Annotated in this window: 23 protein-coding genes; 9 read left to right on the top strand and 14 right to left on the bottom strand. The window is 67.8% G+C overall.

Going from position 1 to position 24,167, the window contains the following annotated elements; translation table 11 throughout:
* Positions 1-48: 48 nt before the first annotated feature.
* The gene (locus tag LL236_RS05255; protein ID WP_228177746.1) at positions 49-1,725 is read right to left on the bottom strand and encodes a ribonuclease J; all 1,677 of its coding nucleotides are present in this window, start codon (positions 1,723-1,725) and stop codon (positions 49-51) included.
* Between the two features lie 23 nt (positions 1,726-1,748).
* The gene (gene dapA / locus LL236_RS05250) at positions 1,749-2,726 is read right to left on the bottom strand and encodes a 4-hydroxy-tetrahydrodipicolinate synthase (RefSeq protein ID WP_228177745.1); all 978 of its coding nucleotides are present in this window, start codon (positions 2,724-2,726) and stop codon (positions 1,749-1,751) included.
* A gap of 69 nt (positions 2,727-2,795) precedes the next feature.
* Between dapA and LL236_RS05245 the strand changes: the two genes are divergently transcribed.
* On the top strand, positions 2,796-3,341 hold the full coding sequence (locus tag LL236_RS05245; RefSeq protein ID WP_228177744.1) for an NUDIX domain-containing protein: 546 nt from the start codon (positions 2,796-2,798) through the stop codon (positions 3,339-3,341).
* A gap of 6 nt (positions 3,342-3,347) precedes the next feature.
* Here LL236_RS05245 and LL236_RS05240 read toward each other — a convergent pair whose 3' ends face one another.
* Together LL236_RS05240 and thyX are read right to left on the bottom strand one after the other, a co-directional pair.
* The gene (locus LL236_RS05240; RefSeq protein WP_228177743.1) at positions 3,348-4,112 is read right to left on the bottom strand and encodes an SDR family NAD(P)-dependent oxidoreductase; all 765 of its coding nucleotides are present in this window, start codon (positions 4,110-4,112) and stop codon (positions 3,348-3,350) included.
* A 34-nt stretch (positions 4,113-4,146) separates the two neighbouring features.
* Complete coding sequence (thyX, locus tag LL236_RS05235) at positions 4,147-4,872, bottom strand: FAD-dependent thymidylate synthase (protein WP_228177742.1); 726 nt, start codon at positions 4,870-4,872, stop codon at positions 4,147-4,149.
* Positions 4,873-5,015: 143 nt separating this feature from the next.
* On the opposite strand from thyX, the gene LL236_RS05230 reads away from it, so the two are divergent.
* From LL236_RS05230 to LL236_RS05215, 4 genes are all read left to right on the top strand, one after another.
* Complete coding sequence (locus LL236_RS05230; protein WP_228177741.1) at positions 5,016-5,453, top strand: thioredoxin family protein; 438 nt, start codon at positions 5,016-5,018, stop codon at positions 5,451-5,453.
* Positions 5,446-5,913 carry a DUF4395 domain-containing protein gene (locus LL236_RS05225; RefSeq protein ID WP_228177740.1) on the top strand — a complete coding sequence of 156 codons (468 nt, stop codon included), beginning with the start codon at positions 5,446-5,448 and terminating at the stop codon, positions 5,911-5,913. The genes LL236_RS05230 and LL236_RS05225 overlap by 8 nt, the downstream gene beginning before the upstream one ends.
* Before the next feature lie 117 nt (positions 5,914-6,030).
* Positions 6,031-6,456, top strand: a complete 426-nt coding sequence (locus LL236_RS05220) for an OsmC family peroxiredoxin (RefSeq protein WP_228177739.1) — start codon at positions 6,031-6,033, stop codon at positions 6,454-6,456.
* On the top strand, positions 6,449-7,360 hold the full coding sequence (locus tag LL236_RS05215; RefSeq protein ID WP_228177738.1) for a TIGR01777 family oxidoreductase: 912 nt from the start codon (positions 6,449-6,451) through the stop codon (positions 7,358-7,360). The genes LL236_RS05220 and LL236_RS05215 overlap by 8 nt, the downstream gene beginning before the upstream one ends.
* A gap of 10 nt (positions 7,361-7,370) precedes the next feature.
* Here the strand turns inward: LL236_RS05215 and LL236_RS05210 are convergent, their stop codons facing one another.
* From LL236_RS05210 to LL236_RS05185, 6 genes are all read right to left on the bottom strand, one after another.
* A complete protein-coding gene (locus LL236_RS05210) occupies positions 7,371-7,823 on the bottom strand; it encodes a hypothetical protein (protein WP_228177737.1) in 453 nt (150 codons plus the stop codon).
* Complete coding sequence (gene dapB / locus LL236_RS05205) at positions 7,820-8,650, bottom strand: 4-hydroxy-tetrahydrodipicolinate reductase (RefSeq protein ID WP_228177736.1); 831 nt, start codon at positions 8,648-8,650, stop codon at positions 7,820-7,822. Before dapB ends, LL236_RS05210 begins: the two co-directional genes overlap by 4 nt.
* Before the next feature lie 42 nt (positions 8,651-8,692).
* Positions 8,693-9,295 (bottom strand): histidine phosphatase family protein, encoded by a 603-nt coding sequence (locus LL236_RS05200; protein WP_228177735.1) that lies wholly within the window; start codon positions 9,293-9,295, stop codon positions 8,693-8,695.
* A 66-nt stretch (positions 9,296-9,361) separates the two neighbouring features.
* Positions 9,362-10,387 carry an aldo/keto reductase gene (locus tag LL236_RS05195; protein ID WP_228177734.1) on the bottom strand — a complete coding sequence of 342 codons (1,026 nt, stop codon included), beginning with the start codon at positions 10,385-10,387 and terminating at the stop codon, positions 9,362-9,364.
* 200 nt (positions 10,388-10,587) lie between these two features.
* Positions 10,588-12,867 carry a polyribonucleotide nucleotidyltransferase gene (locus LL236_RS05190; RefSeq protein ID WP_228177733.1) on the bottom strand — a complete coding sequence of 760 codons (2,280 nt, stop codon included), beginning with the start codon at positions 12,865-12,867 and terminating at the stop codon, positions 10,588-10,590.
* A 249-nt stretch (positions 12,868-13,116) separates the two neighbouring features.
* Positions 13,117-15,195 carry a glycosyltransferase gene (locus tag LL236_RS05185; protein WP_228177732.1) on the bottom strand — a complete coding sequence of 693 codons (2,079 nt, stop codon included), beginning with the start codon at positions 15,193-15,195 and terminating at the stop codon, positions 13,117-13,119.
* Between the two features lie 138 nt (positions 15,196-15,333).
* Here LL236_RS05185 and LL236_RS05180 point away from each other — a divergent pair, with 138 nt between their 5' ends.
* The 4 genes from LL236_RS05180 to LL236_RS05165 all read left to right on the top strand — a co-directional run bounded on the left by LL236_RS05180 (position 15,334) and on the right by LL236_RS05165 (position 19,930).
* Positions 15,334-15,960 carry a DedA family protein gene (locus LL236_RS05180; protein WP_228177731.1) on the top strand — a complete coding sequence of 209 codons (627 nt, stop codon included), beginning with the start codon at positions 15,334-15,336 and terminating at the stop codon, positions 15,958-15,960.
* A gap of 156 nt (positions 15,961-16,116) precedes the next feature.
* Positions 16,117-16,932, top strand: a complete 816-nt coding sequence (locus tag LL236_RS05175) for a DeoR/GlpR family DNA-binding transcription regulator (RefSeq protein WP_228177730.1) — start codon at positions 16,117-16,119, stop codon at positions 16,930-16,932.
* A complete protein-coding gene (locus tag LL236_RS05170; protein ID WP_228177729.1) occupies positions 16,929-17,894 on the top strand; it encodes a 1-phosphofructokinase family hexose kinase in 966 nt (321 codons plus the stop codon). The genes LL236_RS05175 and LL236_RS05170 overlap by 4 nt, the downstream gene beginning before the upstream one ends.
* A 20-nt stretch (positions 17,895-17,914) precedes the next feature.
* On the top strand, positions 17,915-19,930 hold the full coding sequence (locus LL236_RS05165; protein WP_228177728.1) for a PTS fructose transporter subunit IIABC: 2,016 nt from the start codon (positions 17,915-17,917) through the stop codon (positions 19,928-19,930).
* 52 nt (positions 19,931-19,982) lie between these two features.
* Here the strand turns inward: LL236_RS05165 and LL236_RS05160 are convergent, their stop codons facing one another.
* From LL236_RS05160 to efeB, 4 genes are all read right to left on the bottom strand, one after another.
* Entirely contained in the window at positions 19,983-20,624 is a 642-nt protein-coding gene (locus tag LL236_RS05160; protein WP_228177727.1) for an FMN reductase, read from the bottom strand.
* A gap of 1 nt (position 20,625) precedes the next feature.
* Positions 20,626-21,822 (bottom strand): LLM class flavin-dependent oxidoreductase, encoded by a 1,197-nt coding sequence (locus LL236_RS05155; RefSeq protein WP_228177827.1) that lies wholly within the window; start codon positions 21,820-21,822, stop codon positions 20,626-20,628.
* A 90-nt stretch (positions 21,823-21,912) separates the two neighbouring features.
* Positions 21,913-22,827, bottom strand: coding sequence for an alpha/beta fold hydrolase (locus tag LL236_RS05150; RefSeq protein WP_228177726.1), 915 nt, complete (start codon positions 22,825-22,827; stop codon positions 21,913-21,915).
* Between the two features lie 48 nt (positions 22,828-22,875).
* Positions 22,876-24,165: an iron uptake transporter deferrochelatase/peroxidase subunit gene (gene efeB / locus LL236_RS05145; protein ID WP_228177725.1), complete on the bottom strand. Its 1,290-nt coding sequence runs from the start codon at positions 24,163-24,165 to the stop codon at positions 22,876-22,878.
* Between the last annotated feature and the right edge of the window lie 2 nt (positions 24,166-24,167).

Raw genomic sequence — 24,167 nt, 5'->3', positions numbered from 1 at the left:
TAGCGAGCGCGACAGGTCGCGCATCCGCCGACCAGCGGCGCTGGAAGCTCAGGCCTCGATGACCAGCGGCACGATCATCGGCCGGCGCCGCAGGGACTGATTCACCCAGCGGCCGATCGTGCGACGCACGACCTGCGAGAGCGCGTGATTGTCGCGCACACCGGACTGCGCTGCCTCCGCGAGTGCCGCAGCGATCTTGGGCTTCACGCTCTCGAACACTGCAGCGTCCTCCGCGAAACCTCGGGCGTGGACCTCGGGACCGGAGATGATGCGGCCGGTTGCGGCATCCACGACGACGATCACCGAAATGAAGCCCTCTTCGCCAAGGATGCGACGGTCCTTGAGGTCGGCATCCGTGATCTCACCGACGCTCGACCCGTCGACGTAGACGAACCCGAGATCGAGCTGACCGACGTTGCGCGCGACACCGTCGCGGAGATCGATGACAGACCCGTTCTCGGCGACGATCGTATTCTCGGCGGGAACGCCGGTCTGCTGCGCCAGCTGGGCGTTGGCCATCAGGTGCCGGTACTCGCCGTGGACGGGGAGCACGTTTCGGGGCTTGAGGATGTTGTAGCAGTAGAGCAGCTCGCCGGCGGCAGCGTGGCCCGACACGTGGACCTTGGCGTTGGCCTTGTGCACGACATTGGCACCGAGCTTGGTGAGCCCGTCAATGACGCGGTAGACGGCGTTCTCGTTGCCGGGGATCAGGCTCGAGGCGAGGATGACGGTGTCGCCCGGACCCGGCTCGATCTCGTGGTCGAGGTTGGCCATGCGCGAGAGCACCGCCATCGGCTCGCCCTGCGATCCGGTCGACATGTAGACGATCTGATCGTCCGGAAGGTTGCGGGCCTTCTTGTAGTCGATGAGAAGGCCGTCCGGCACGTTCAGATAGCCGAGGTCTTCGGCGATCGTCATATTGCGCACCATGCTGCGGCCGAGCAGCGCCAAGCGGCGTCCGTGGGCGGCAGCGGCATCCATCACCTGCTGAACGCGATGGACGTGGCTGGAGAAACTCGCGACGATGACCCGGCGCGGCGCTTTGCCGATGACCTGGTCGAGGACCGGGCCGATCTCCTTCTCGAGGGGTGTGAATCCGGGGACGTCGGCGTTGGTGGAGTCGACGAGGAAGAGGTCGACACCGGCTTCGCCCAGGCGCGAGAACGCTCGAAGGTCGGTCAGGCGCCCATCCAGCGGGAGCTGGTCCATCTTGAAGTCGCCGGTGGCCAGCACCGTGCCGGCGTGGGTGCGGATGGCTACCGCGAGCGCGTCGGGAATCGAGTGGTTGACCGCGACGAACTCGAGCTCGAACGGGCCGAGCCGTTCGACCTGGCCCTCCTTCACCGTGAGGGTGTAGGGGCGCAGCCGGTGTTCCTTGAGCTTTGCTTCGGTGAGCGCGAGGGTCAGGCCCGAGCCGATCAAGGGAAGGTCGCCCTTGAGTTTTAGCAGGTACGGAACCGCGCCGATGTGGTCTTCGTGACCGTGCGTGAGCACGACCCCGACGATGTCGTCCAGGCGCTCCTTGAGGGGCTCGAAGTCGGGAAGGATGAGGTCCACTCCTGGCTGATGCTCCTCAGGGAAGAGCACCCCGCAGTCCACGACCAGGATCTTGCCGTCGAGCTCGAAGATCGTCATGTTGCGGCCGACCTCGCCGAGGCCCCCGAGCGGGATGACGCGCAGCGTCCCCGATTCGAGCGGGGGTGGGGCGAGAACAGCGTTGGACATGCGACTCCTATCGGCGCTGGGGATCAGCGCGTGGTGCCCGAGACCTTGGGCAGGGCACCGCCGGCGGCAGCGTTGCGGTCGGGGCGGAAGTTCGAGAAATCGGCACCGGGAACGCCCGACACGAGGGCCAGTTCATCCTCGATCTTGGCGGCTTCCCACTCCTCCGGGCCCACGAGCGGCAGCCGCACGCGAGGGCTGGTGATCCGGCCGAGCCCGTGGAGGATGTACTTGGCCGAGACGGTGCCGGGAACGTGCGTCATGACGGCGCGCACGAGCGGTTCGAGCTTGCGGTGGGCGGCAGTGGCAGCGGTGAGGTCTCCCGCGTTCACGGCGTTGACGATCTCCCGGTAGGGCTGCGCGGCGATGTTGGCCGTGACGCCGATCAGGCCGGATGCTCCGATCGACAGATGCGGCAGCACGTTGGCGTCATCGCCGGAGAAGTACAGCAGGTCGGTCTGGTTGAGCACGCGGCTCACCTCGCTGAAATCGCCCTTGGCGTCTTTGATCGCGAGGATGTTCGGGTGCTTGGCCAGCCGCAGGATGGTCTCGTACCGGATGGGCACGCCCGTGCGGCCCGGGATGTCGTAGAGGATGACGGGCAGATCCGTGGCGTCGGCGACGAGGCGGAAGTGGGTCAGGATGCCGGCCTGGGTGGGCTTGTTGTAGTAGGGCGTGACGATCATGATGCCGTCGGCACCGACCTTCTCGCTGGCCTTGTACAGCTCGATCGCGTGGGCTGTCTCGTTGGAGCCACCGCCGGTGATGATCTTCGCCCGTCCGGCTGCGACGTCTTTGCCGACCTCGACGAGGCGGATCTTCTCGGCATCGGTCAGGGTCGAGGTCTCCCCCGTCGTTCCGGTCACCACGATGCCGTCGGCCCCTGCGCCGATCACATCGTCGATGTGCTTCTCGACGGCCGGCCAGTCGACTTCGCCGTCGGCGGTCATGGGAGTGACCAGCGCGACGAGCACCTGCCCGAACGGGTTTGTCGAGTGCGTCATGGGTTCAGGCTATCGGTTCGGCATCCGGGGTCACCGCGACCGGCACCTGCGGGACTCTAGCCTGGTGGCATGTCGTGGCGCACGGAATCCTCGAGATCGGTCTATGAGAACCGCTGGATCGCGGTTCGGGAGGACGGCGTCAGCGGTCCTGCCGGCGCGGGGATCTACGGCGTCGTCCGGATGCAGCATCCCGCTGTGTTCGTCGTAGCCGTCGATACGCACGACCGGGTGTGCCTGGTCGCCCTGGAGCGCTACCCCACCGGCACGAGATCGATCGAGGTCCCCGCCGGGGGCACCGATGGGGAGTCCCCCCGCGAGGCTGCCGAGCGAGAACTCCGCGAGGAAACCGGCCTGCGGGCTGGCGAGCTCACCGAGATCGGCTTCATGTATGCCCTCAACGGCATCGCCGACGCCCCCGAGCACGTGTTTCTGGCGACCGGCCTGGAGCCCGTTCCCGGTGCCCATGCGACAGACCGCCACGAGGAGGGCATCGACGAGGTGTCGTGGGTTCCGTTTCCTGAGGTGCTCGGGATGATTCGCGACCGCCAGATCACCGACGGCGAGACAATCGCGGCGCTGATGTTCGCCGCCATCCACCTCGGGCGCGTGAGCTGACGGGACTCACCGACCGCGGCTGCCCGCGGCTGCAGCGACGGATGCCGGCAGCAGGCGCGCGACGGCGGTGATCAGCTTCCACTTCAGGGACGGGATCGAGAGTGCCCGGCCGCGCGCTGCATCGCGCAGGGATTGCTCGACGACGACCTCAGCGTCGAGCCACAGCCAGTCGGCCACGCCCTCGCGGCCTGGCGCCAGCCCCATCCGTTCGTGGAAGTTCGTGTGGGTGAAGCCAGGGCAGACCGCGGTCACCGTCACCCCCGAGGGCGAGTAGGCGGCATTGGCCCAGCGCGAGAACTCGACGACCCACCGCTTGACAGCGCCGTAGGTCGATCGCGGCGTGTACGCGGCAACCGACGCGACGTTGATGACGCGTCCGTGACCGCGGCTGAGCATGGGGCCGAGGGCTGCGTGCATGAGCCGCATCGGTGCCTCGACATGCAGCGCGAGGTGACGGGCTTCGTCCTCGATGTCGTTACGTTCGAACGCGAGGGGAAGGCCGAAGCCGGCGTTGTTGACCAGAACCTCGATGGGGCGCTCGGGATCTGTCAGCCGGGCCTCGACCTTCGCCCGCTGGCGCGGTTTCGTCAGGTCGGCGACGAGGACCTCGGCCTGAACGCGGCAGCGATCGCGGATCTCTGTGGCGACGGCATCCAAGGCTGCCCCGTCCCGACCCACGAGCACGACATCCGCTCCCCGCGCTGCGAGGCGGCGGGCGTACTGCGCGCCGAGGCCCGAGCTTGCCCCGGTGACCAGAACGGTCTTCGGCATTGCGCTCAGCCGATCTCGGAGCAGGTCATCGGCGTCACGGAGCCACGCGGCCGTTCGCCGCGAACGCCGAGTGTGTCATCGGCATGAGGGTCGCCCACAGGTCTTCCATCTTCTCGGCGCACATCTCGATCTCCCGCTGCGGGAACGACGGGAAGTGGGAACCTTCGACCTTCGTCCGCAGCGACAGGAAGTTCATGAGCGACCGGGCGTTCATCGTGACGTACATCGACGAGTAGGTGTTCAGCGGCAGCACGATGCGCGCAACCTCGCGGGCAACGCCGGCATCCAGCATCCGTTGATACGCCGCGAACGCGTGCGCGGATGCCTCCCGCGTCGCCTCATCGACGATCTCGGTCTGCTCGGGGGTGCCGTCGATGAAGTCGTATGCACCGGGCTTTCCGACCTGAACGAGCTTTCGCTCGGGAGCCGGCACGTAGAACACCGGCCGCAGTTCGCGGTAGCGACCGGATTCCTCGTTGTAGGAGGCGATCCGGTGCCGCATGAACTCGCGGAAGACGAAGATCGGCGCCTGCACATAGAAGGTCATCGAGTTGTGCTCGAACGGGGAACCGTGCCGGTCACGCATCAGATAGTTGATGAGCCCCCGATCCCGGTCGGATGCCTCCACCCCGGCTGCTGCGTCGCCGAGGGTCTGTTCGCCGAGCGTCGACACGCGCGCCGCGAAGAGAACGTCGGAATCTGCTGCACTGGCTCGGACAAGCTCGACTGTCACGTCGCTGCGAAACTCGATGTCGGTCACGGCTCACACCCTACTCGCGCAAGCCCGCGTGGCACGCTGCGCGCCGGGCGCGTCCTGCCTCTTGCGATCTGGGTGCTCCAGCACAGTGTCACAGTCCGTCACGCGCGCCCCTCCCGCCTTCCGGTCGCTTAGTGTGGGATGCCGTGGAACCCCTCTCTGCTCTTCTCGGCATCGCCGCTCTGGTCGCGGTCACCGCCGTGATCGGCATCCTGCTGCGCAGCCGACAGGGGCGCCTGCGGCGTGATGTCAACCATGAGATCGTCGAGCCGTCCCGTCTCGGTGCCGACCGGCTCGGGGACGCTGCAACCCTGCTGCAGTTCAGCACGGAGATGTGCAGCCGATGCCCCGGCGTTCACCGGACGCTCGGCGAAATCGCCGCCTCGCGTCCCGGGGTTCTTCACCTGGATGTCGACCTCACTCATCGCCCCGATATCGCGCGCCACTTCAACGTGCTGCAGACCCCGACAACCCTCGTGCTCGACCGTGACGGCGCAGTCCAGACCCGGTTCGGCGGCGTGCCGAACCGCCACGTGCTCGAGCTCGAGCTTCAGCGACTGACGACGGAGAGCGCCCATGCCTGACAAAGCCCGCGGTATCGACCCTCGGGGTCCGCGGTTCGCCGCCGCGATCACATCCGTCCTGCTGCTCGTCGACGTGTTCCTCGGGCTGACCGGCGCCACCGTCGCAGCCTTCGTGCTGCTGGTCGCGATCGCCCTGCTATTCCTGTGGGGGGTCGTGTCGCCGCGCACGGCTCCGTGGGGCGCTCTTTATCGCGGCCTCATCCAGCCCCGCCTGGCGCCGCCCAGCGAGCTTGAAGACCCGCGCCCGCCGCGCTTCGCGCAGGGGGTCGGTCTGTTCGTCGCCGCTATCGGCATCCTGCTGTTCGTCGTCGGCGTGCCGTGGGGAGTCCCGGCAGCTGCCGCTGCAGCATTCGTCGCGGCGTTCCTCAACGCCGTGTTCGGGCTGTGCCTGGGATGCCAGCTGTACCTCGTGCTGCAGCGCGCCGGGGTACTCGGTCGACGCAACCCCAGCGCCGCCTAAGCCGGATATCCGGCCGGCGGCGCGGGTTTGGTCAGGAGCCTGCCCTCCCCCGCGAAACGCCGTTAGGCTGACCGCGGAAGCGCCCACTCCGGGTGCATGACGACCAGGGAGGTCCCCATGTCCGTGACGAGCGAAGCCACCACCGTCTGGAACGGCAGCCTGACCGATGGATCGGGAACAGTGACGTTCGACAGTTCGCACCTCGGCACTTTCGATGTCAACTGGAAGGCCCGCAGCGAAGGGTCCTCGACAGTCACCACACCCGAAGAACTCATTGCGGCAGCCCACGCGTCCTGCTTCAGCATGGCGTTCTCGCACGAGCTCACCCAGAACGGCACGCCCCCCGAGTCAGTGCGCTGCTCGGCAGCTGTCACTTTCATTCCCGGCACCGGCATCACCGGAAGCCACCTCAACGTGCACGCGTCGGTCCCGGGCCTTTCCCAGGAAGACTTCGATCGCATCGCGAACGCCGCGAAGTCCGGATGCCCGGTCTCGGCAGCTCTGGCGGGAATTGAAATCACCCTCGAGGCGACGCTTGCCTGAGTCGGCTCCGCGACACGTCGTCATCGGTGGAGCGTCCGGCCTCATCGGCCGGACGCTCGCCGCGAGTCTGCGGGCCGACGGCGTCCGCGTGACGACCCTCGTCCGCACGCGCGACGCGGGTGCTGACGAGGTGCCGTGGCTCGTCGACTCCGACGTGCTCGACCCGGCAGTGCTGGACGGCGCTGACGCGGTCATCGGGTTGAACGGAGCGAGCATCGGCCGATTCCCCTGGACGTCGTCGTACAAGCACACGCTGCTGTGGTCGCGCGTCACGCCGACCCGCGCCGTGGCACGCGCCGTACGGGAGTTGGGCGAGAGCGCACCGCACTTCGTGTCGGCATCCGCCGTCGGCTACTACGGCACGCATCCCGGTGGCCCGATCGCCGAGGACGCCCCCCGCGGCGACGGATTCCTCGCTGATCTGTGCGGCGAGTGGGAAAGCGCCGCGTACGGCGCCGGCGACAATGCGCGCGTCACGACGCTGCGAACAGCGCCGATCATTCACCGTGATGGTGTGCTCAAACCCCTGATCCTGCTCACGAAGCTCGGGCTCAGCGGGCCGCTGGGGCGAGGCACGCAAGTGTGGCCGTGGATCTCGCTGGATGACGAGGTCCGAGCGATCCGGCACGTCATCGACACCGGCACGACGGGGCCCGTGAACCTGTGCGGCCCGACCCGAGCCACCGCGAACGACATCGGCTTCGCCCTGGCGCGAGAGCTGAACCGACCGTACCTGCTGCGCGCCCCGGAGTGGGGCCTGAAGCTTGTACTGGGGTCAGACCCGACCGAGTCGCTCTTGACCACGGACGCCTACGTGATCCCCGAGGTGCTCGCCGCCTCCGGCTTCTCGTGGACGCACGAGAGCGCGGAGGACGCCGTTCGGGCGGCGGTCGGCCAGAGCTGACGGTTATCGGTCAGCTCTGCTGACCCCGCCCGCGCTCGAGCCGGATTGCGGTTCGCACTGCGGCCCGTGCGCGACGTCGGTCGCCAGCCGCGTCATAGACGATCCCGAGCCGATACCAGGCCCGCCAGTCGTCGGGTGCGCTTTCGACATCCGCTTTGAAACGGGGGAAAAGCGCATCCCCGTCCTCGCGCACGACGCGCCCGCTCGGGCGCACCGCGACGAGATCATCAGGCAGCTCACCCTCGGCCTCGAGGCGCCGACCGAGTTGCTCGGCCCGCACACCGAACCACAGCTCCCGCGCAAGCGCCCAGATCGCGATGACCGGCAGCACCACCAGCACCGCTCCCATCGCCACCCCGACCGGGTCCCCGCTGACCAGCAGCAGCCACGCCCGCTGGGCTACCAGGGCGATGTACAGCAGCAGGAGCGCAGCCATCACCGCGACGGCGATGCGCGAACTCATGCGCCGGTGGCGCGGGCTACCTGCCCCGGCACGCCGCCCTCATCCACGGGCGGCTGGTCGACGAACGCCGGTAGGCGAACCCCGATGTCGAGGAAAGCGTCAAGCCCGATCAGGACTCGGCCGGGTTCGACTCCGGCGACGCGCCGCGAGACTGCTCCGAGCACGAGGCGGATGCCTGGCGCGTAGGCGGCTGCAGGGTCGATGGTGTCGTGGGTGAGGGTGAGCGTCTCCCCCGGTCCCGAAAGCAGGACGCTCTGGCTCGCGACCACTCCGGGCCTCCGGAGGGAATGGATGGGAACGCTCGCAACCTGCTGCCCTCGCGCCCGCTGGTCGACATGGGGGGCGGCGACGGGACCGGCATCCGCACGGGCCGCAGCGATCAGTTCGGCGGTGCGCACCGCCGTACCCGACGGCGAGTCGATCTTGGTCTCACGGTGGGCTTCGATGATCTCGATCGACGAGAAGAAGGGGGCCGCAGCAGCAGACAGCGCCGAGCCGATCACTGATCCGAGCGAGAAATTCGGGATGAACACCGCCCGGATCCCGGCCTGTTCGATTTCGGGCCGCACCCGCGCGATGCGTTCGGCCGACCACCCCGAAGTCCCGACGATGATGTCGACGCCCCGCTCGGCTGCGGCCTTGACGATGTCGATCGACACCGCGGGAGTTGTCGCATCCACGACGAGGTCGGCGCCATCGAGCGCTGACATCGCTGAGCGCGAATCGAGCTCGGAGTGGACCTCGAATCCGGGCTCAGCAGCAACGACGTCGCGGATGATTCCGCCGAGCTTTCCCGTGGCACCGACGATGGCGACGCGTGTGGTCATGGGCTCCAGCCTATCCGCGGCAGCCGGCAGTCTCGGCGTAGCTCAGAACGCGTAGGCCTCGGGAAGCCCCGTGCGGTCTTCGACCGGCAGGTGCGCGAGGTCGTTGTGCGACAGCAGGGTCCACGGCCTTCCCTGCTTTTGCGCGAGCACCGTCAGACCGCAATTGGCCTGATTCAGCGTCATCCACTTCCACTCGGGAGCCTGCAGGACCTCGCGGACGAACCACCCGATGACGAAGTTATGCGTCACGAGCAGTTCATGGACTTCGCCGGATTTACGCACCAGGAACGCATTGACGGCGTCGGCCATCTGCGCACGGCCGGCCTCGATCTCTTCCTCGGTGACAGCTCCGAAGAACGGCTCGAACACGGCGGGGGTCTCCTCGACCATGCCGGTGGGAACGCAGTCGAACAGCAGAGCGGAGGGCGTCGGGGTCAGCGCCGGCATCCGCTCCGCGATCGCCCGCGCCGTCTCGGCGGCACGGTCGAGCGGGGAATGCCACAGCGCGTTGAAGGGGATTCCCGAGAGGCGGTCGGCCAGGAGCGCTGCTTGGCGCTTGCCGCGCGGCGAGAGGGGTCCGTCGATCAGGCCATGCTCGGCATCCAGATGTTCACCGTGGCGAACGAGGTAGATGTAGTGGGTCACGGGGCCGCTTCCTCGACGTGCTCGGAACAGTCCTACCCTAACCTCTCGGCCCCGAGGCGGGGTGTCTCAGTCTGCCGCGCGGGCGATATCTGCCAGCTGGGCGCGGGTGAGTCGCACGCCCACGCCCTGGACGAGCTCGTCGACCTGATGCGGGGCGAACGCGTTGATGATCGGCGCCGTGATGATGCGCTGCGCAAGAAGCCAGGCCACGGCTACCGAGGCGTTCGTGACACCCAGTTCCGCCGCGATTGCGTCCAGGGCCTTCAGGGTGCGTGTACCGCGGCGGTTGACGTTCGCGGTGATCTGCTTCGCGCGAACCGACAGCGGTCCGTTCATGCGGTCGCGGTGCAACCCCGAGAGGAACCCGTGCTCGAGGGCGTGCGAGGGTGTCACCGCCATCGACTGGGCGTTGGCCACCAGACGCAGGTCGCCGTCGAACTCATGCCGCCGCAACACGTTGAAGGGAACATCCAGCACCGAGATGCGCGGATAACCCGCCGAGCACAGGATGCGCGCCTCCACGAGCTGCGCAGCCTGATAGCCGATCGCTCCAATCGCGCGCACCTTACCCGCGCTGATGAGCCACTCCGCGGTGGCGAGTGTCTCTTCGACCGCGGTGGTCGTGTCAGCACGAGCGTCAAGGTACAGAACGTCGATGCGGTCGGTGCCGAGCCGCGTGAGCGAAGCCTCTGCAGCGCGCACGAGATCTACCGGCCCGAGTCCCGGGTGGTCGGGATGGGCGCCGACGCGAACGGCGAGAACGATGTCATCCCGGATGCCGCGGTCTGCCATCCATCGGCCGATGATGTGCTCGCTGCGCCCGCCCGAGAAGCTATCGGCAGTGTGAATGGCGTTGCCGCCTGCCCGAACGTACGTGTCGAGGATCTCGTGGCTCGTAGCCGCGTCAACCGTCCAGCCAAACTCACCGCCGCCAAGAATGAGGGGGAAGACCGACATGCCCGTCTCGCCGAGGTCGACGCGCACGCTCGAGCCGAGCGGCTGCCCGAGGACGGGGATTGGGGCTGACGGGTGGGCGGGGTTCACCGCTCCGGCTCCTGCCGTTGCCGCGGCACCGAGGCCAAAAGCAGCCATTCCCTCACCCCCTTCACGGTATCCGTGGTGGTGAGTGACGGATGCCGACGCGCTCCCCGGCGCGTGTTTCGAGGTTACGGCGTACCGGCGGTGGCGCGGCGACGCCAGGCAACACAGGCGTGAATATTACATAACGCTTCGATCACGCCGAACGCGAGAACGCCCGCCCCCGGAGGGACGGGCGTTCTCGACAACGGGTATCAGCCTTCCGCGGGAGCCTCGGGACCCTCGTTTGCTGCGGCACGGCCCTCCTGATCGGCGGGCTCGTCGATCACGGGCTCAAGGGAGAGCTTGCCGCGGTCGTCGATCTTGGTGATTTTGACCAGGAGCTTCTGCCCGACCGACAGGACATCGTCGACGTTTTCGACACGCTTGCCACCGGCGAGCTTGCGGACCTCGCTGATGTGGAGCAGGCCGTCCTTGCCCGGAAGCAGCGAGACGAACGCCCCGAACGTCGCGATCTTGACGACGGTTCCGAGGAACTGCTCGCCGACCTCCGGGTTGGTGGGGTTGGCGATCGCGTTGACCTGGGCGCGGGCCGCCTCGGCCGACGGACCGTCGGTCGCGCCGATGTACACGGTGCCGTCCTCTTCGATGGAGATGTCGGCGCCGGTCGCATCCTGGATGGCGTTGATCGTCTTGCCCTTGGGCCCGATCAGCTCACCGATCTTGTCGACGGGGATCTGCACGCTGATCACGCGCGGCGCCGTCGGAGCCATTTCATCGGGGCCGTCGATAGCGGCGTTGATGACGTTCAGGATCGTCAGGCGCGCTTCCTTGGCCTGCGTGAGCGCAGCCGAGAGCACCGACGACGGGATGCCGTCGAGCTTCGTGTCGAGCTGGATAGCGGTGACGAACTCGCTCGTGCCGGCGACCTTGAAGTCCATGTCGCCCAGAGCGTCTTCTGCACCGAGGATGTCGGTGAGCGCCGCGTAGCGGGTCTGACCGTCGACCTCGTCCGAGACGAGGCCCATCGCAATACCGGCGACGGGCGCGCGAAGCGGCACACCCGCGTTCAGCAGCGACAGCGTCGAGGCACACACCGAGCCCATCGAGGTCGATCCGTTGGAGCCGAGCGCCTCGGACACCTGACGGATCGCGTAGGGGAACTCCTCGCGCGGGGGCAGCACCGGCACGAGCGCACGCTCGGCCAAGAACCCGTGGCCGATCTCGCGGCGCTTCGGGCTTCCCACGCGACCGGTCTCACCGGTCGAGTACGGCGGGAAGTTGTAGTGGTGCATGTACCGCTTGCTCGTCGTGGGCGAGAGCGAGTCGATCTGCTGCTCCATCTTGAGCATGTTCAGCGTCGTGACGCCCAGGATCTGGGTCTCACCGCGCTGGAAGATCGCTGAACCGTGCACACGCGGGATCACCTGGACCTCGGCATCCAGCGGACGGATGTCGGCAAGCCCACGGCCGTCGATGCGGACACCGTCGGTGAGGATGCGACCACGAACGATCTTCTTCGTCACCGACTTGTACGCTGCCGAGAATTCACCCAGAGCCGTTTCGGGCAGCTCACCGGCTTCAACGGCGGCGACGAGCTCTGCCTTGACGGCATCCTTGAGCTCATCGTCGGAGTTCTGACGCTCGACCTTGTCGGCGATCTGGTAGATCGGGACGAGCTTGTCGTAAGCGCGACCGGCGACGAAGTCGTAGGTCTCGTCGGCGTACGCGGGGAAGACCGGGTAGGGCTGGATCTCCTTCGCGGCGGTGTTCGCGACGACGTTCTGCGCGGCCACGAGCTCCTTGATGAAGGGCTTGGAGGCCTCCAGGCCCTGCGCGACGATCTCTTCGCTGGGCTTGGTGGCGCCGCCCTTGATGAGGTTCCAGCTACCTTCGGTTGCCTCAGCCTCGACCATCATGATCGCGACGTCACCGTCGGGCAGGACCCGCCCGGCGACGATCAGGTCGAAGACCGCATCCTCGAGCTGCTCGGCCTTGGGGAACGCTACCCACTGGTCGGCGTGCTCGCCGTGGCCGGGGATGAGCGCGAGGCGCACACCGGCGATCGGACCCGAGAACGGCAGGCCCGAGATCTGGGTCGACAGGGACGCTGCGTTGATCGCGAGCGCGTCGTAGAACTCACCCGGCGCGATCGAGAGCACCGTGACAACGATCTGCACCTCGTTGCGCAGCCCCGAGACGAACGAGGGGCGCAGCGGACGGTCGATCAGACGGCAGACCAGGATCGCCTCGGTCGAGGGGCGACCCTCACGACGGAAAAACGAACCGGGGATCTTTCCGGCGGCGTAGGAGCGCTCTTCGACATCCACCGTCAGGGGGAAGAAGTCGAAGCCCTCGCGAGGGTGCTTTCCGGCGCTCGTCGCCGAGAGCAGCATGGTTTCTTCGTCGAGGTACGCGGCAACAGCGCCCTGAGCCTGCTGGGCCAGGCGTCCGGTCTCGAAGCGGACGGTGCGGGTGCCAAAGCGGCCGTTGTCGAGAACGGCTTCAGCGGCGGTGATTTCAGGACCTTCCAAGAGGTCTCTCCTTCTTTGTTTTGACTCGCGCACCCGTGTGGCGCGCGAGCACATGCGAAGGAGCAGGAACAGGCAGTATCGAGCGTGCGGCATAACGCCGCGTGAATCGTCGGCGCTGGCCACCAGTAGAAGACCACCCGGCGCAACACGACGGGGAACCCACCACAGGGGACCAGCTTCCTGCCGGCCTGCTCCATGAAGCTCACTGTGAAGTTGAGCGGATGCCGTAAGGCAACCCGAACGATCCTATCAGGGGCGCACTCGCCGTGTCGGGTCGGCGCCCGGCGACTCCGCTCCGTCACGCACCGGGCTCGCTCCGGCATCCGGCACGACCGGCGACTCGGAAACGGTCGCCGGCCGCCGCGAGATCGTTACGTAATCCGCATGCTTCGCGCTCAAGCCGTCCCCCGCGGTTCGCCCACGGAGTCGCCGCCAGAGCCAGGGCACCGCATCGCGACGAACCCAGCCGCGCGGGTTCGGGTCGTCATCGTCATGGAAAGCCGAGTCGAGCGTCGCCAGCTCGTCAGCGTACGGGACGCCGAGCGCCTCGGCAGCCCGGTAGGCAACGAAGCGATGACCCTTCGACCGGAAGTGGACCTTGTCGTCGGCCCACATGTCGAGGTCACTGATCGCCGGCTGGGCCTCAAGATCGAGCAGCATGCAGCCGGTGCTGGCCGCAATGCGTCTGATTTCGGAGTTGTAGACCGCAACGCGGCGAGCGAAGATCATGGCTGCGGGCCGCCGGGGAAGCACGATGCTCACCAGCAGCACATCGATCCCGCGGGACCGCAAATCCACGACCGCCCGTTCGAGCCCCTTCGCCAGGATGAGCGGATCGGCTCCGCGGCTGACCAGGTCGTTTGCGCCCATGAACACCGACACCAGATCGGGTGCCATCCCCAGCGCGCGCGGGAGCTGCTCGTCGAGGAGGTCCCGGATCTTGCGGCTGCGCACAGCGAGATTCGCGTACCGGAACGGCTCCGCGCTCGCTGGAAGTCTCGCCTCTCGGGCGCCGGCCAACAGATCCGCGAGACGGTCGGCCCACCCGCGATACTGACCTTTCGGCATCCGCGATGTGTCGCACAGCCCCTCGGTCAAGGAATCACCGAGGGCAACGAAACGCGACCACCGCGGGGTTCCCTCCGTCGCGGGTGCGGGCGGAGCTGCGGGGCGAGTCGCCGCACGCGCGAACAGGGCGTCATCGATCGGGCGGAGCATCCGGGCCTCTGCGTAGTGACCGACAAGCTGGCGGCCCAGAGCCTCCCAGGTGCGCTCGCGCACGGATTCGCGGGCCGCGGCCGCAAAGGCTCGCCGCTTGGATTCGTCTCCGATGAGGTCTGACACGCGCGCGCGGAGGTCGGCCAGGTCACCCGGCCGATAGAGCCATCCGTCGACGCTGCTGCGAACGAGATCGACCGGACCGCCTGTTCCCGTCGCGACGACCGGAACTCCAGCCGCGAGAGCCTCCTGAATCGTCTGGCCGAACGTCTCGCTCTCGCCGGGGTGAACGAAGACATCGAAGGATGCCATCGCCTCGCCGAGAGCGTCGCCGGACAGGTGTCCGAGAAAGACAGCGCGCGGGAGGGACCGTTCGAGCGCTGGTCTTGACGGTCCGTCACCGACGATCACGAGGCGGCTTCCCGGAAGATCGTGCAGCGCGGCGAGATCTTCGACCTGCTTCTCGGGGGCGAGCCGGCCCACGTAGCCGATGATCGTCTCACCCGGGGCCACGCGCTGGCGCCACGCAGCGCTCCGGTGCTCGGGAGCGAATCGGATGGCATCCACTCCCCGCCCCCACCGGCGGAGGCGATCAATGCCGAGACCTTCGAGCTGAGACATGCTCGCCGAAGACGGCACCAGGGTCAACGTCGAACGCCGGTGCAAGCGCGCCAGGTGCGACTCCACGATCGAGGTCGCCGCCGGAAGCCCGTACTTCTGGGCATACGCGACCACGTCGGTCTGGTAGACCGCGACGACGGGCACCTTGAGCGCGTCGGCGGCAGCGGTTCCTTGCCATCCGAGCACGAACGGCGATGCCAGGTGGATGACATCGGGCCGGAACTCACGCAGGTGCGCCGCCAGCTTCGCAGCGCGGGCGAACACCACACGAACTTGAGGGTAGGAGGGCAAGGGCACGGACCGGAGCATGGTCGTGCGAGCGCCAGAGAGGTCGGCGCCGCGCAGGTCGGCCTCGACATCGCCAGCTTTGGGAGCGATGACGAGCGTCTCATGCCCTTCGCTTGCCAGATGACGAAGGATCTGGAGCACCGAGCCGGTGACTCCGTTCATGTGGGGGAGGAACGATTCCGCCAATACCGCGACTCTCACGGCTCCAGGGTGACGCCTGTCGGATCGCCGAACACGCTGAGGCAGGCACGGTCGCCGAGAGTTCACCGGATGCACGCCATCGCGTCACCGGACGTGCCCCGTTCCGTCTCCGTTCACCATCCCGTGTTACCCAGAGGTGTGATCGATGAGGTGCTGACGCACGTTGCCGGCAGCCCCTGGGCGCTCCCTCTCATGTTCGCGCTCGTCCTCGCCGACAGCCTCCTGGTGCTGGTCCCGGGAGAGGTCGCCGTGACCGCCTTCGGTGCGCTCGCTGTCACCGTCGGCTCACCGCCACTCCTGGGCGTTGTGCTACTGGCCGCGGTCGCAGCGTTCCTCGGCGACATGATCGTGTACGTCGTCGGGCGCCGCGTCGGGCTGGATCGGTGGGGGTGGATGCGGGGCCGCAGGGTGAGCGCCGCGATCGGGTGGGCGCACCGGCGACTGCACCGCTCGAGCGCGACGGTGGTCTTCACCGCCCGGTTCATCCCGTTCGCCCGATTGGCGGTGAATCTGACGGCTGGAGCATCGCGGGTGCCGGCTCCTCGATACCTCATTCTTGTTGCCGTGGCCGCCACGGGATGGGCGGTGTACCAAGCGGCCGTCGGAGCGATCGTCGGACGACTGGTTCCGGGTGGACCCGTGGTCGCCGTCCTCATCTCCATCGGTATCGCGATCGTGTTGGGGATCGTCATCGACCTGATCGTGACGCGCATCTCATCCGCGCAGGGCAGCCGCTCCCCCGGCGCTAAAGACACCTCCGCGTAGCTCGCGCCGCAGTTCGAGATGCCCGCGGCGGCCGTGCCCCAGCCTCCGGGGGCGGATCCAGCACACCACCGGCATCCGCGGTCGCGCGCCCGAAATGCAGATTCACTCTTGTAAACACACACATACACAGCTAATCTCACACATACACAGATTTCGATGTCACGGATGACATCGGACGGGAGAACACTCATGTACGCGACGGAGCGCCAACACCGCATCGCGGGAATCGTCACCGACGAGGGCCGGGCATCGGTCACCGCCCTGTCTGGTCTGTTCGGGGTCGCACAAGAGACGATCCGCCGCGATCTCGATCAACTACAGGCCGATGGCGTGCTGCTGCGGGTGCACGGTGGCGCCGTTCCAGCGGGCCGCACAAGCGCCGCCGAACCGAGCCTCGCGGCACGCGAAGCCACCGCGACCGAGGCCAAGGAACGGATCGCTGCGGCGACGATCGACCTGATCCCTCGGGGCCTGGGCGGGGCCGTCCACATCGATGCCGGCTCCACGGCAGCGCGCGTCGCCCGCCTCCTGGCAGCTCGAGAAGACGGCAACGCCTCGCTCACCCTCATCACGAACTCGGTGATCACCGCATCGACCCTGAGCCATCTCACGACCCCGGCCGTGCGCGTGATCGGCGGAAGGCTCCGGGCGTTGACCGGTGCCCTGGTCGGCGCGGGAGCGATCGACCAGATCGCAGGCTTGCGGCCGGATGTGGCAATCATCGGAACCAATGCCGTGCACGCCCAGTTCGGGCTGAGCACGCCCGACGAAGCCGAGGCCGAGGTCAAGCGGGCCGCGGTAGCCTCGGCGCGGCGGGTGATCGTCGTCGCTGACGCATCGAAGCTCGGCGAAGAATCTCTCGTGCGGTTCGGAGGGTTCGATGACATCGACGCCCTCGTGACCGACGGCGAACCGGATGCCGACCTGAGCGCTGCCCTGCGCGCAGCCGACGTGGATCTGGTGCGCGCATGATCGTCACCGTCACGATCAACCCGAGCGTCGATCGCACCATTCAGCTCCCCTCGCCCCTCGTTCGCGATGCGGTCCTTCGCGCGAGCGCCGTCACCTCGCAGGCAGCCGGCAAGGGCGTCAACGTCTCGCGAGCGCTGGCTCACGCATCCGTCGCGACCCGCGCCATCGTTCGCGCCGACTACCACGACCCCTATGTTCGTGAACTCGTCGAAAGCGGGCTGGCCGTGGTCACGGTCGATCCCGGCGCGAGCGTGCGCACCAATATCTCTCTCGTCGAACCCGACGGCACCACGACGAAGATCAACGAACCCGGCTCGCCGCTGAGCGCATCGGCTGTAGCGGCCCTGCACGACGTCGTCGCTGCTGAGGCCCCCCGGGCACAGTGGCTGGTCTTCGCCGGTTCACTGCCTCCGGCGGCGGATGTCGAGCTGCTTGCCGACCTGGCGCGCACCGCCCGGATCGCGACGCCCGACATCCGCGTGGCAGTCGACACATCGGGCGCTCCGCTGACCGCGCTGCGCACCGCGGGGGTACACATCGATCTCATCAAGCCGAACCTCGAGGAGCTCGCCGAGCTGACCGGAACCGACCCCGCGACGCTCACCGATCCGCACGCGGTCGCGGACGCCTGCGATGCACTGCGAGCGCGCGGCATCGCTGCCGTCCTGGCAACCCTCGGCTCTGCCGGTGCCGTTCTCGCCACGGCAGAGGGCGCGTGGCACGCCACCCACCCACCGGTGACCGCCCGCAGCACCGTCGGTGCCGGTGACTCCTCCCTTGCCGGCTACCTCATCGCCGATGCTGCCGGGTGCTCCCCGGCGGCACGGCTCGCGCACGCGGTTGCCTACGGCGCCGCTGCCGTCGCCCTGCCCGGGACGACCATCCCCCGCCCCTCAGACACCCACCCTGACCAGGTCACGGTCACCGAACTACACCAGCCCGCCACGGTCACAGCACCGTGACGTTCTTCGAAGGAGAGAACATGTCCATCATCACCCCGGAGCTCGTTGCTCTCGATGTTGCATTGGGCGCAACATCCGGCGACGTCATCGATGCTCTCAGCACGATCGTCGCGGGCGCAGGACGCACGACTGATGCGCACGCGCTTGCGGCAGACGCCCACGCCCGCGAAGCGCAGACCTCAACCGGGATGCCCGGCGGGATCGCTATACCCCACTGCCGCACGGCCGCCGTGACCGAGCCGACGCTCGCGTTCGCCCGGTTGTCGGATCCCGTCGACTTCGGTGACGACGATCCCAGCGACCTGGTGTTCTTCATCGCTGCACCGATCGGTGCCGACACCGACCACCTCGCGATCCTCTCCACGATCGCCCGCGCACTGGTGCGGGAAGAGTTCGTCGACTCCCTGCGCGCCGCGACTTCGGCCACCGAAGTCGTCGCCCTGATCGACGAGGCGATCGCCCCCGCTCCTGCCGCGAACGCCGCGGCGCCGGCGTCGTCGGATCAGCGCGTGCTCGTGGCCGTCACCGCCTGCCCGACCGGCATCGCCCACACCTACATGGCTGCCGATGCCCTCGTGGCTGAGGCGAAAAAGCGCGGCATCCGCCTCGAGGTCGAGACGCAGGGATCAAGCGGATCGACGGCGCTCGATCCCGCCGTGATCGCCGCAGCCGACGCCGTCATCTTCGCGGTAGACGTGGATGTGCGGGACCGCGGGCGCTTTGCCGGCAAGCCCGTCGTCCAGGGGCCCGTCAAGCGAGGCGTCGAAGCTCCCGGAGCCATGATCGATGAGGCGTTGGCCGCGGCCGCGAACCCGGATGCTGCGCGGGTCGCGGGTACCGAGACCCCGACGGCGACAACCGATACCGCCAGCGAACACGCCGGGCGCAAGCTGCAACGCTGGCTGCTCACCGGCGTCAGCTACATGATCCCCTTCGTTGCCGGCGGTGGCCTGCTCATCGCCATCGGCTTCGGCCTCGCGGGATACGACATCAATGCGACGGCCAGCGACATCGTCGCGTCGTCGTCCCTGTGGAACCTCCCCGACGGCGGTTTCTGGACGTATATCGGCGCCGTCGCCTTTGTCATCGGTGCAGCTTCCATGGGCTTCCTGGTCCCCGCGCTTGCGGGCTTCATCGCCTACGCAATGGCCGACCGCCCCGGCATCGCACCGGGATTCGTGGTCGGCACGATCGCCGTCATGATGAACGCCGGCTTCCTCGGCGGCATCGTCGGCGGCCTCCTCGCGGGCCTCGTCGCAGCCTCGCTCACCCGCATCCCGGCACCCCGCTGGCTGCGTGGCCTGATGCCGGTCGTCATCATTCCGCTGTTGGCATCGATCGCCGCATCCGGAGCCATGATCCTCTTCCTCGGCGGACCGATTGCCTGGCTGATGACGACACTGACCGATTGGCTCAACAGCCTGACCGGCGTCGGGATCGTGCTGCTGGGCGTCATCCTTGGCCTCATGATGTGCTTCGACCTCGGCGGACCTGTCAACAAGGTCGCTTACTCGTTCGCCGTCGCGGGCCTCGGCGCTGCGTCGTTGGCCAACCAGGTGCCTCTGGAGATCATGGCTGCCGTCATGGCATCGGGCATGGTGCCGCCGCTGGGACTCGCTCTTGCCTCGACGGTGCTTGCCCGCAAGCAGTTCACTCCCGTGGAGCGCGAGAACGGTGTCGCGGCGTGGCTGCTCGGTGCATCCTTCATCTCCGAGGGTGCGATCCCCTTCGCCGCAGCCGACCCGCTGCGCGTCATCCCCGCATCCATGCTCGGTGGCGCCGTGACCGGTGCGCTCTCGATGGCCTTCGGGGTCACCTCGCAGGCACCCCACGGTGGAGTCTTCGTGCTCTTCGCCATCGGGAACATCCTGTGGTTCCTGCTGTCGATCGCGATCGGCGCCGTCATCACCGCTGTCGCGGTCATCGGCCTCAAGCGCATCGGCCGCCGGCCGAGCGCCGCGACTGTCGAGGCCGCGGGAGCTGCCGACGACACCGAGGCCAGCGGCGTGCTCGCCAGCGGCGCAGCCCGAGCCTGAGAACTCACGATGCCCCGGCCGTCGGGTGCGGCCGGGGCATCGTGTATCTGCGTCAGTCGGCGCTGAGTCCGCCCAGCAGGCTCTCGAACGAGCGACCCTCACCGAGGTAGGTCGCCGGGTCGAACGGGTCCTCACCAACTGTCGCGCCCCGACGGGCGACGGCATCCGCGAGCTCTCCCGCGGCCCGCTCAGTGCGCGAACGTAGCGAGGATGCTCCCTCGCCGCCGGCCCAGTCTTCCGATGCCGCGAACACGGATGTTGAGACCGGGTTGGCGTGCAGGTAGGTGAACAGCGGGCGCATCGCGTACTCGAGTGCCAACGAGTGGCGTGGTGACCCGCCGGTGGCTGCCAGCAGCACCGGCATCCCCCGCAACGAGTCCGGATCCAGGATGTCGAGGAACGACTTGAACAGACCGGAGTAGCTCGTCGTAAAGATGGGCGTGACGGCGATGAGGGCGTCTGCCGAGGTCACGGTCTCGATCGCCTCAGCGAGCCCCCGGCGCGCGAACCCGGTGAGGAGATTGTCGGTGATCGCATGAGCGTGCTCGCGCAGCTCAATCATATCCGCCCCGACCTCGATCTCACGCTCTGCCAGCTGTGCACGAACGGCCTCCGCCAGCCTGTCGGCAAGCAGCCTCGTCGATGACGGGTTCGAGAGCCCCGCGGTGACGACCGCGATGCGGCGCGTGGTCATCTCACGCCCCCTGACGTGTCGCTGCGGCACCGAATGCGGCACCTGCAAGCGGCGCGCTGTCACGGTACGGGGAGCCGCCGGTGACGTTGTCGCCGCGGTTGGGCCGCGGCCGAGCTTCACGCGCTCCCCCGGCCGCTGCTACCAGGCTCTCGTGTGTCGGAGCGTCGGCGACGCCTGCCGGGCGATCCTTCGCGAGCTCCTTACGGAGCACCGGCACGACCTCGCCGCCGAGCATGTCGAGTTGCTCGAGAACGGCCTTCAGGGGCAGGCCCGCGTGGTCGATCAAGAACATCTGGCGCTGGTAGTCACCGAAGTGCTCCCGCATCGCCGCGTACCGATCGATGACCTGCTGCGGCGAACCCACCGTCAGCGGCGTCATTTCGGTGAAGTCCTCCAGGCTCGGTCCGTTGCCGTAGACCGGCGCGTTATCGAAGTATGGGCGGAATTCGCGGACCGCCTCCTGGGAGTTGCGGTGCATGAATACCTGCCCGCCGAGCCCGACGATCGCCTGCTCCGGGGTGCCGTGACCGTAGTGCTCGAACCGCTCGCGATAGAGGGTGACCAGCCGCTGGAAGTGCTCCTTGGGCCAGAAGATGTTGTTCGCGAAGAAGCCGTCGCCGTAGTACGCGGCCTGCTCGGCGATCTCAGGGGTGCGGATGGAGCCGTGCCAGACAAACGGGGGAACGCCGTCGAGCGGCCGCGGCGTCGACGTGAAGCCCTGCAGCGGCGTGCGGAATTGACCCTGCCAGTCCACGACATCCTCGCGCCAGAGTCGGTGAAGCAGTGCGTAGTTCTCGACGGCAAGGTTCAGGCCCTGACGGATGTCCTTTCCGAACCACGGATACACCGGGCCCGTATTGCCGCGACCGAGGATGAGGTCAGCCCGGCCACCTGAGACGTGCTGGAGCATCGCATAGTCTTCAGCGATCTTCACGGGGTCATTGGTTGTGATCAGGGTCGTGGCAGTCGAGAGCAGGATGCGCTCGGTCTGGCCCGCGATGTAGGCGAGGGTCGTCGTCGGCGAAGAAGACCAGAACGGCGGGTTGTGGTGCTCGCCCAGGGCGAAGACGTCAAGTCCCACCTCCTCGGCGTGCTTGGCGATCTGCAGCGTCGCCCGGATCCGCTCAGCCTCGCTGGGAGTGTGACCTGTCGTGGGGTCTTCCGTGATGTCGCTGACGGTGAAGATCCCGAACTGCATCTGGCTCATCGTGCTCTCCGCTCCCGGTCGCGGGGTGTGCGGCCGATCTATGCAAGTGAATGTATCTTGTGCAACGCGGTGCCGGCGAATCTATTCCCCGGCATCGACAGGATCGGGCAGACCGTCGACCTCGGCAAACATCGCGAGCATGTCGCGCACCAGCTGATGGGGCGCCGTCTCGCACGGGCTATGTCCCGTTTCGTAGACCGCCACTTGCGCGCCGATGCGCCGCGCGTACGCGACGTACTGCTCGGTGGGCCACAGGTCATGTGCCCCCGTCGCGACGAGCGTGGGCACGGATGCCGCGCGCACCGCATCCGCGACATCCGGCATCCGCATCATGAGCCCGACGATGTCATCGACGCTTTCGCGACGGGTCAGAGCGAATCGCGCACGAACGAAGGCGATGCGTTGCGGGGGGACCCGGTTGAGGTTGTTCCGGATGCCCCACAGCAGGAGTGAGGCGCCGCTTCGCGGGCCCGCGAGACTGCTGAACCGGCCGATTCGCTTCACGCCCCGGAATACCTGCCCGGTGGCGGGCGGAGTGGACAACAGGGTGAGTGTTGCGAACAGTTCCGGACGCTCGGCGACGATCAGCTGAGACACGAGTCCGGCAAAGGAGTACCCGAGCACGTGGGCGCTCGCGCCGTTCTCAAGGACGGCGGTCAGGTCTTCGATGAACAGCGGATAGTCGTAGCGGGTCCGGGGCGGATCGAGGTTCTCGGGGCCGGCATCCCTCGACTCGTACTGGCCCGCAAGGTCGTACGCCTCCACACGGTAGCCTGCCTCGGCGAGGAGCGGCAGCATGAGCGTGAAGTCCTCTTTGGAACCTGTCACGCCGGGAAAGAGCACCACCCGTCCGCGCGCGCCGCTACCGAGACTCACCCGTGCGAGCTTCCCGCTCGGGGCATCGAACTGGTCACGCACAGTCCCGGCGGGGAAGACCCGCCAGTCGAGGTCGGGAATCGCCGCATCCCGCTCGCGGGCGTCATCGGTAAGCGTCATCGACGCCCGAGACTACTCCAGCAGCGCTCGCGCAGGCAGTATTCCGGCCTACGAGAACAGCGCGGCGCCGACGAACGAGCCTTCCGAGGGCGCCGGCGGGATGGCCCAGATGCCCGATCCGATCGTGAGGAGATACTCCATCATGAGGTCGGTTGCGACCGAGCGCTGCACCGTGATGAACCGATCCGGCGAGCGCACGTAGCCGAGGAAGAACAGCCCAGCATCCAGCCTGCCGAGCACGGTGTTTCCATCGACGTAGTTGTAGCCGCGACGCAGCATCCGGATGCCGCCGTTGTGGTCGGGATGCGCCCGCGCGACGTGGGATGCAGGGTCGATGGCGGTTCCACCGGATGCCGAGAGCGCGGCGAAGTCAGGAGCGGTGAACTCGTCGCCTCCGCTCAAGGGGGCACCGCTGCCTTTGGCGCGGCCGGTGATCTGCTCCTGCTCGACGAGGCGAACCCGGTCCCACGTCTCGATCTTCATCGCGATCTTGCGGGCGACGAGATACGAGCCCCCGGCGAGCCAGGCTGGGCCATCCTCGGACGAGACCCAGACGTGCTCGGCGAGCGCATCCTCGTCGGTCGCCAGGAGGTTGGCGGTGCCGTCTTTGAACCCGAAGAGATTTCGCGGGGTCTGCTGCTGCGCTGACGTTCGTGAGGTGCGACCGAACCCGAGCTGCGACCAACGGAGGCGCGCTCGTCCAAACGCGATGCGGCTGAGGTTGCGCACGGCGTGCACGGCGACCTGCGGATCATCGGCACAGGCCTGGATGCACAGGTCGCCACCGGTGTGGTTTGGGTCGAGGTCGTCACCGAGGAACGGTGGCAGGGGCGCGAGCGCCTCAGGCGCCTGGGCTGCGATTCCGAAACGATCTGCTCCGTCCGCGGTGCGGAACAGCGTAGGCCCGAAACCGAAGGTGATGGTCAGATTGCTCGCCGGCAGCCCGAGCGCCTCACCGGTATCGTCCGGTGGCGCCTCCGGTGAGCCGCCCACGGCTCCGGAGGCGCTGACCTCGAGCCCGAGCATCATTCTCGACGCGGCATAGCTCCAGTCCTGGAGCAGTTCGACCAGTTCCTCGCGGCTGGTCGTGTCCATCACGTCGAAGGCTGCGAAGTGAAGGTGGTCTTGCACCTCCGTCGTGATCCCGGACTGATGCTCCCCGAAGAAGGGGTGCGTGTCGGCGCGCGGCGCGGCCTGCGCGTCCGAGACGCGCGCCACCACCGCGGCGCCGCCGACGCCGACGGCGACCCCCGCGGCGCCGGCACCCAGCGCCAGGCCGAGCAGGCCTCGCCTGCTCAGCCCGGCCACCGGGCGTTCCTGCGATGCAGGATTGGTCATAC

Origin of the sequence: Microbacterium schleiferi (genome assembly GCF_020781975.1) — a bacterium.
In the GTDB taxonomy this organism is placed as follows: domain Bacteria; phylum Actinomycetota; class Actinomycetes; order Actinomycetales; family Microbacteriaceae; genus Microbacterium.
This window is presented reverse-complemented; position numbering and strand designations above follow the sequence as displayed.

What these genes read in the sequence shown, in the direction of transcription:
- LL236_RS05155 (WP_228177827.1), bottom strand. Translation starts at nt 21,822, where the DNA reads ATGCAGTTCGGGATCTTCACCGTCAGCGACATCACGGAAGACCCCACG.
- LL236_RS05255 (WP_228177746.1), bottom strand. Translation starts at nt 1,725, where the DNA reads ATGTCCAACGCTGTTCTCGCCCCACCCCCGCTCGAATCGGGGACGCTG.
- dapA (WP_228177745.1), bottom strand. Translation starts at nt 2,726, where the DNA reads ATGACGCACTCGACAAACCCGTTCGGGCAGGTGCTCGTCGCGCTGGTC.
- LL236_RS05240 (WP_228177743.1), bottom strand. Translation starts at nt 4,112, where the DNA reads ATGCCGAAGACCGTTCTGGTCACCGGGGCAAGCTCGGGCCTCGGCGCG.
- LL236_RS05150 (WP_228177726.1), bottom strand. Translation starts at nt 22,827, where the DNA reads ATGACGCTTACCGATGACGCCCGCGAGCGGGATGCGGCGATTCCCGAC.
- LL236_RS05210 (WP_228177737.1), bottom strand. Translation starts at nt 7,823, where the DNA reads ATGAGTTCGCGCATCGCCGTCGCGGTGATGGCTGCGCTCCTGCTGCTG.
- LL236_RS05220 (WP_228177739.1), top strand. Translation starts at nt 6,031, where the DNA reads ATGTCCGTGACGAGCGAAGCCACCACCGTCTGGAACGGCAGCCTGACC.
- dapB (WP_228177736.1), bottom strand. Translation starts at nt 8,650, where the DNA reads ATGACCACACGCGTCGCCATCGTCGGTGCCACGGGAAAGCTCGGCGGA.
- LL236_RS05165 (WP_228177728.1), top strand. Translation starts at nt 17,915, where the DNA reads ATGTCCATCATCACCCCGGAGCTCGTTGCTCTCGATGTTGCATTGGGC.
- LL236_RS05175 (WP_228177730.1), top strand. Translation starts at nt 16,117, where the DNA reads ATGTCACGGATGACATCGGACGGGAGAACACTCATGTACGCGACGGAG.
- efeB (WP_228177725.1), bottom strand. Translation starts at nt 24,165, where the DNA reads ATGACCAATCCTGCATCGCAGGAACGCCCGGTGGCCGGGCTGAGCAGG.
- LL236_RS05195 (WP_228177734.1), bottom strand. Translation starts at nt 10,387, where the DNA reads ATGGCTGCTTTTGGCCTCGGTGCCGCGGCAACGGCAGGAGCCGGAGCG.
- LL236_RS05245 (WP_228177744.1), top strand. Translation starts at nt 2,796, where the DNA reads ATGTCGTGGCGCACGGAATCCTCGAGATCGGTCTATGAGAACCGCTGG.
- LL236_RS05160 (WP_228177727.1), bottom strand. Translation starts at nt 20,624, where the DNA reads ATGACCACGCGCCGCATCGCGGTCGTCACCGCGGGGCTCTCGAACCCG.
- LL236_RS05225 (WP_228177740.1), top strand. Translation starts at nt 5,446, where the DNA reads ATGCCTGACAAAGCCCGCGGTATCGACCCTCGGGGTCCGCGGTTCGCC.
- LL236_RS05170 (WP_228177729.1), top strand. Translation starts at nt 16,929, where the DNA reads ATGATCGTCACCGTCACGATCAACCCGAGCGTCGATCGCACCATTCAG.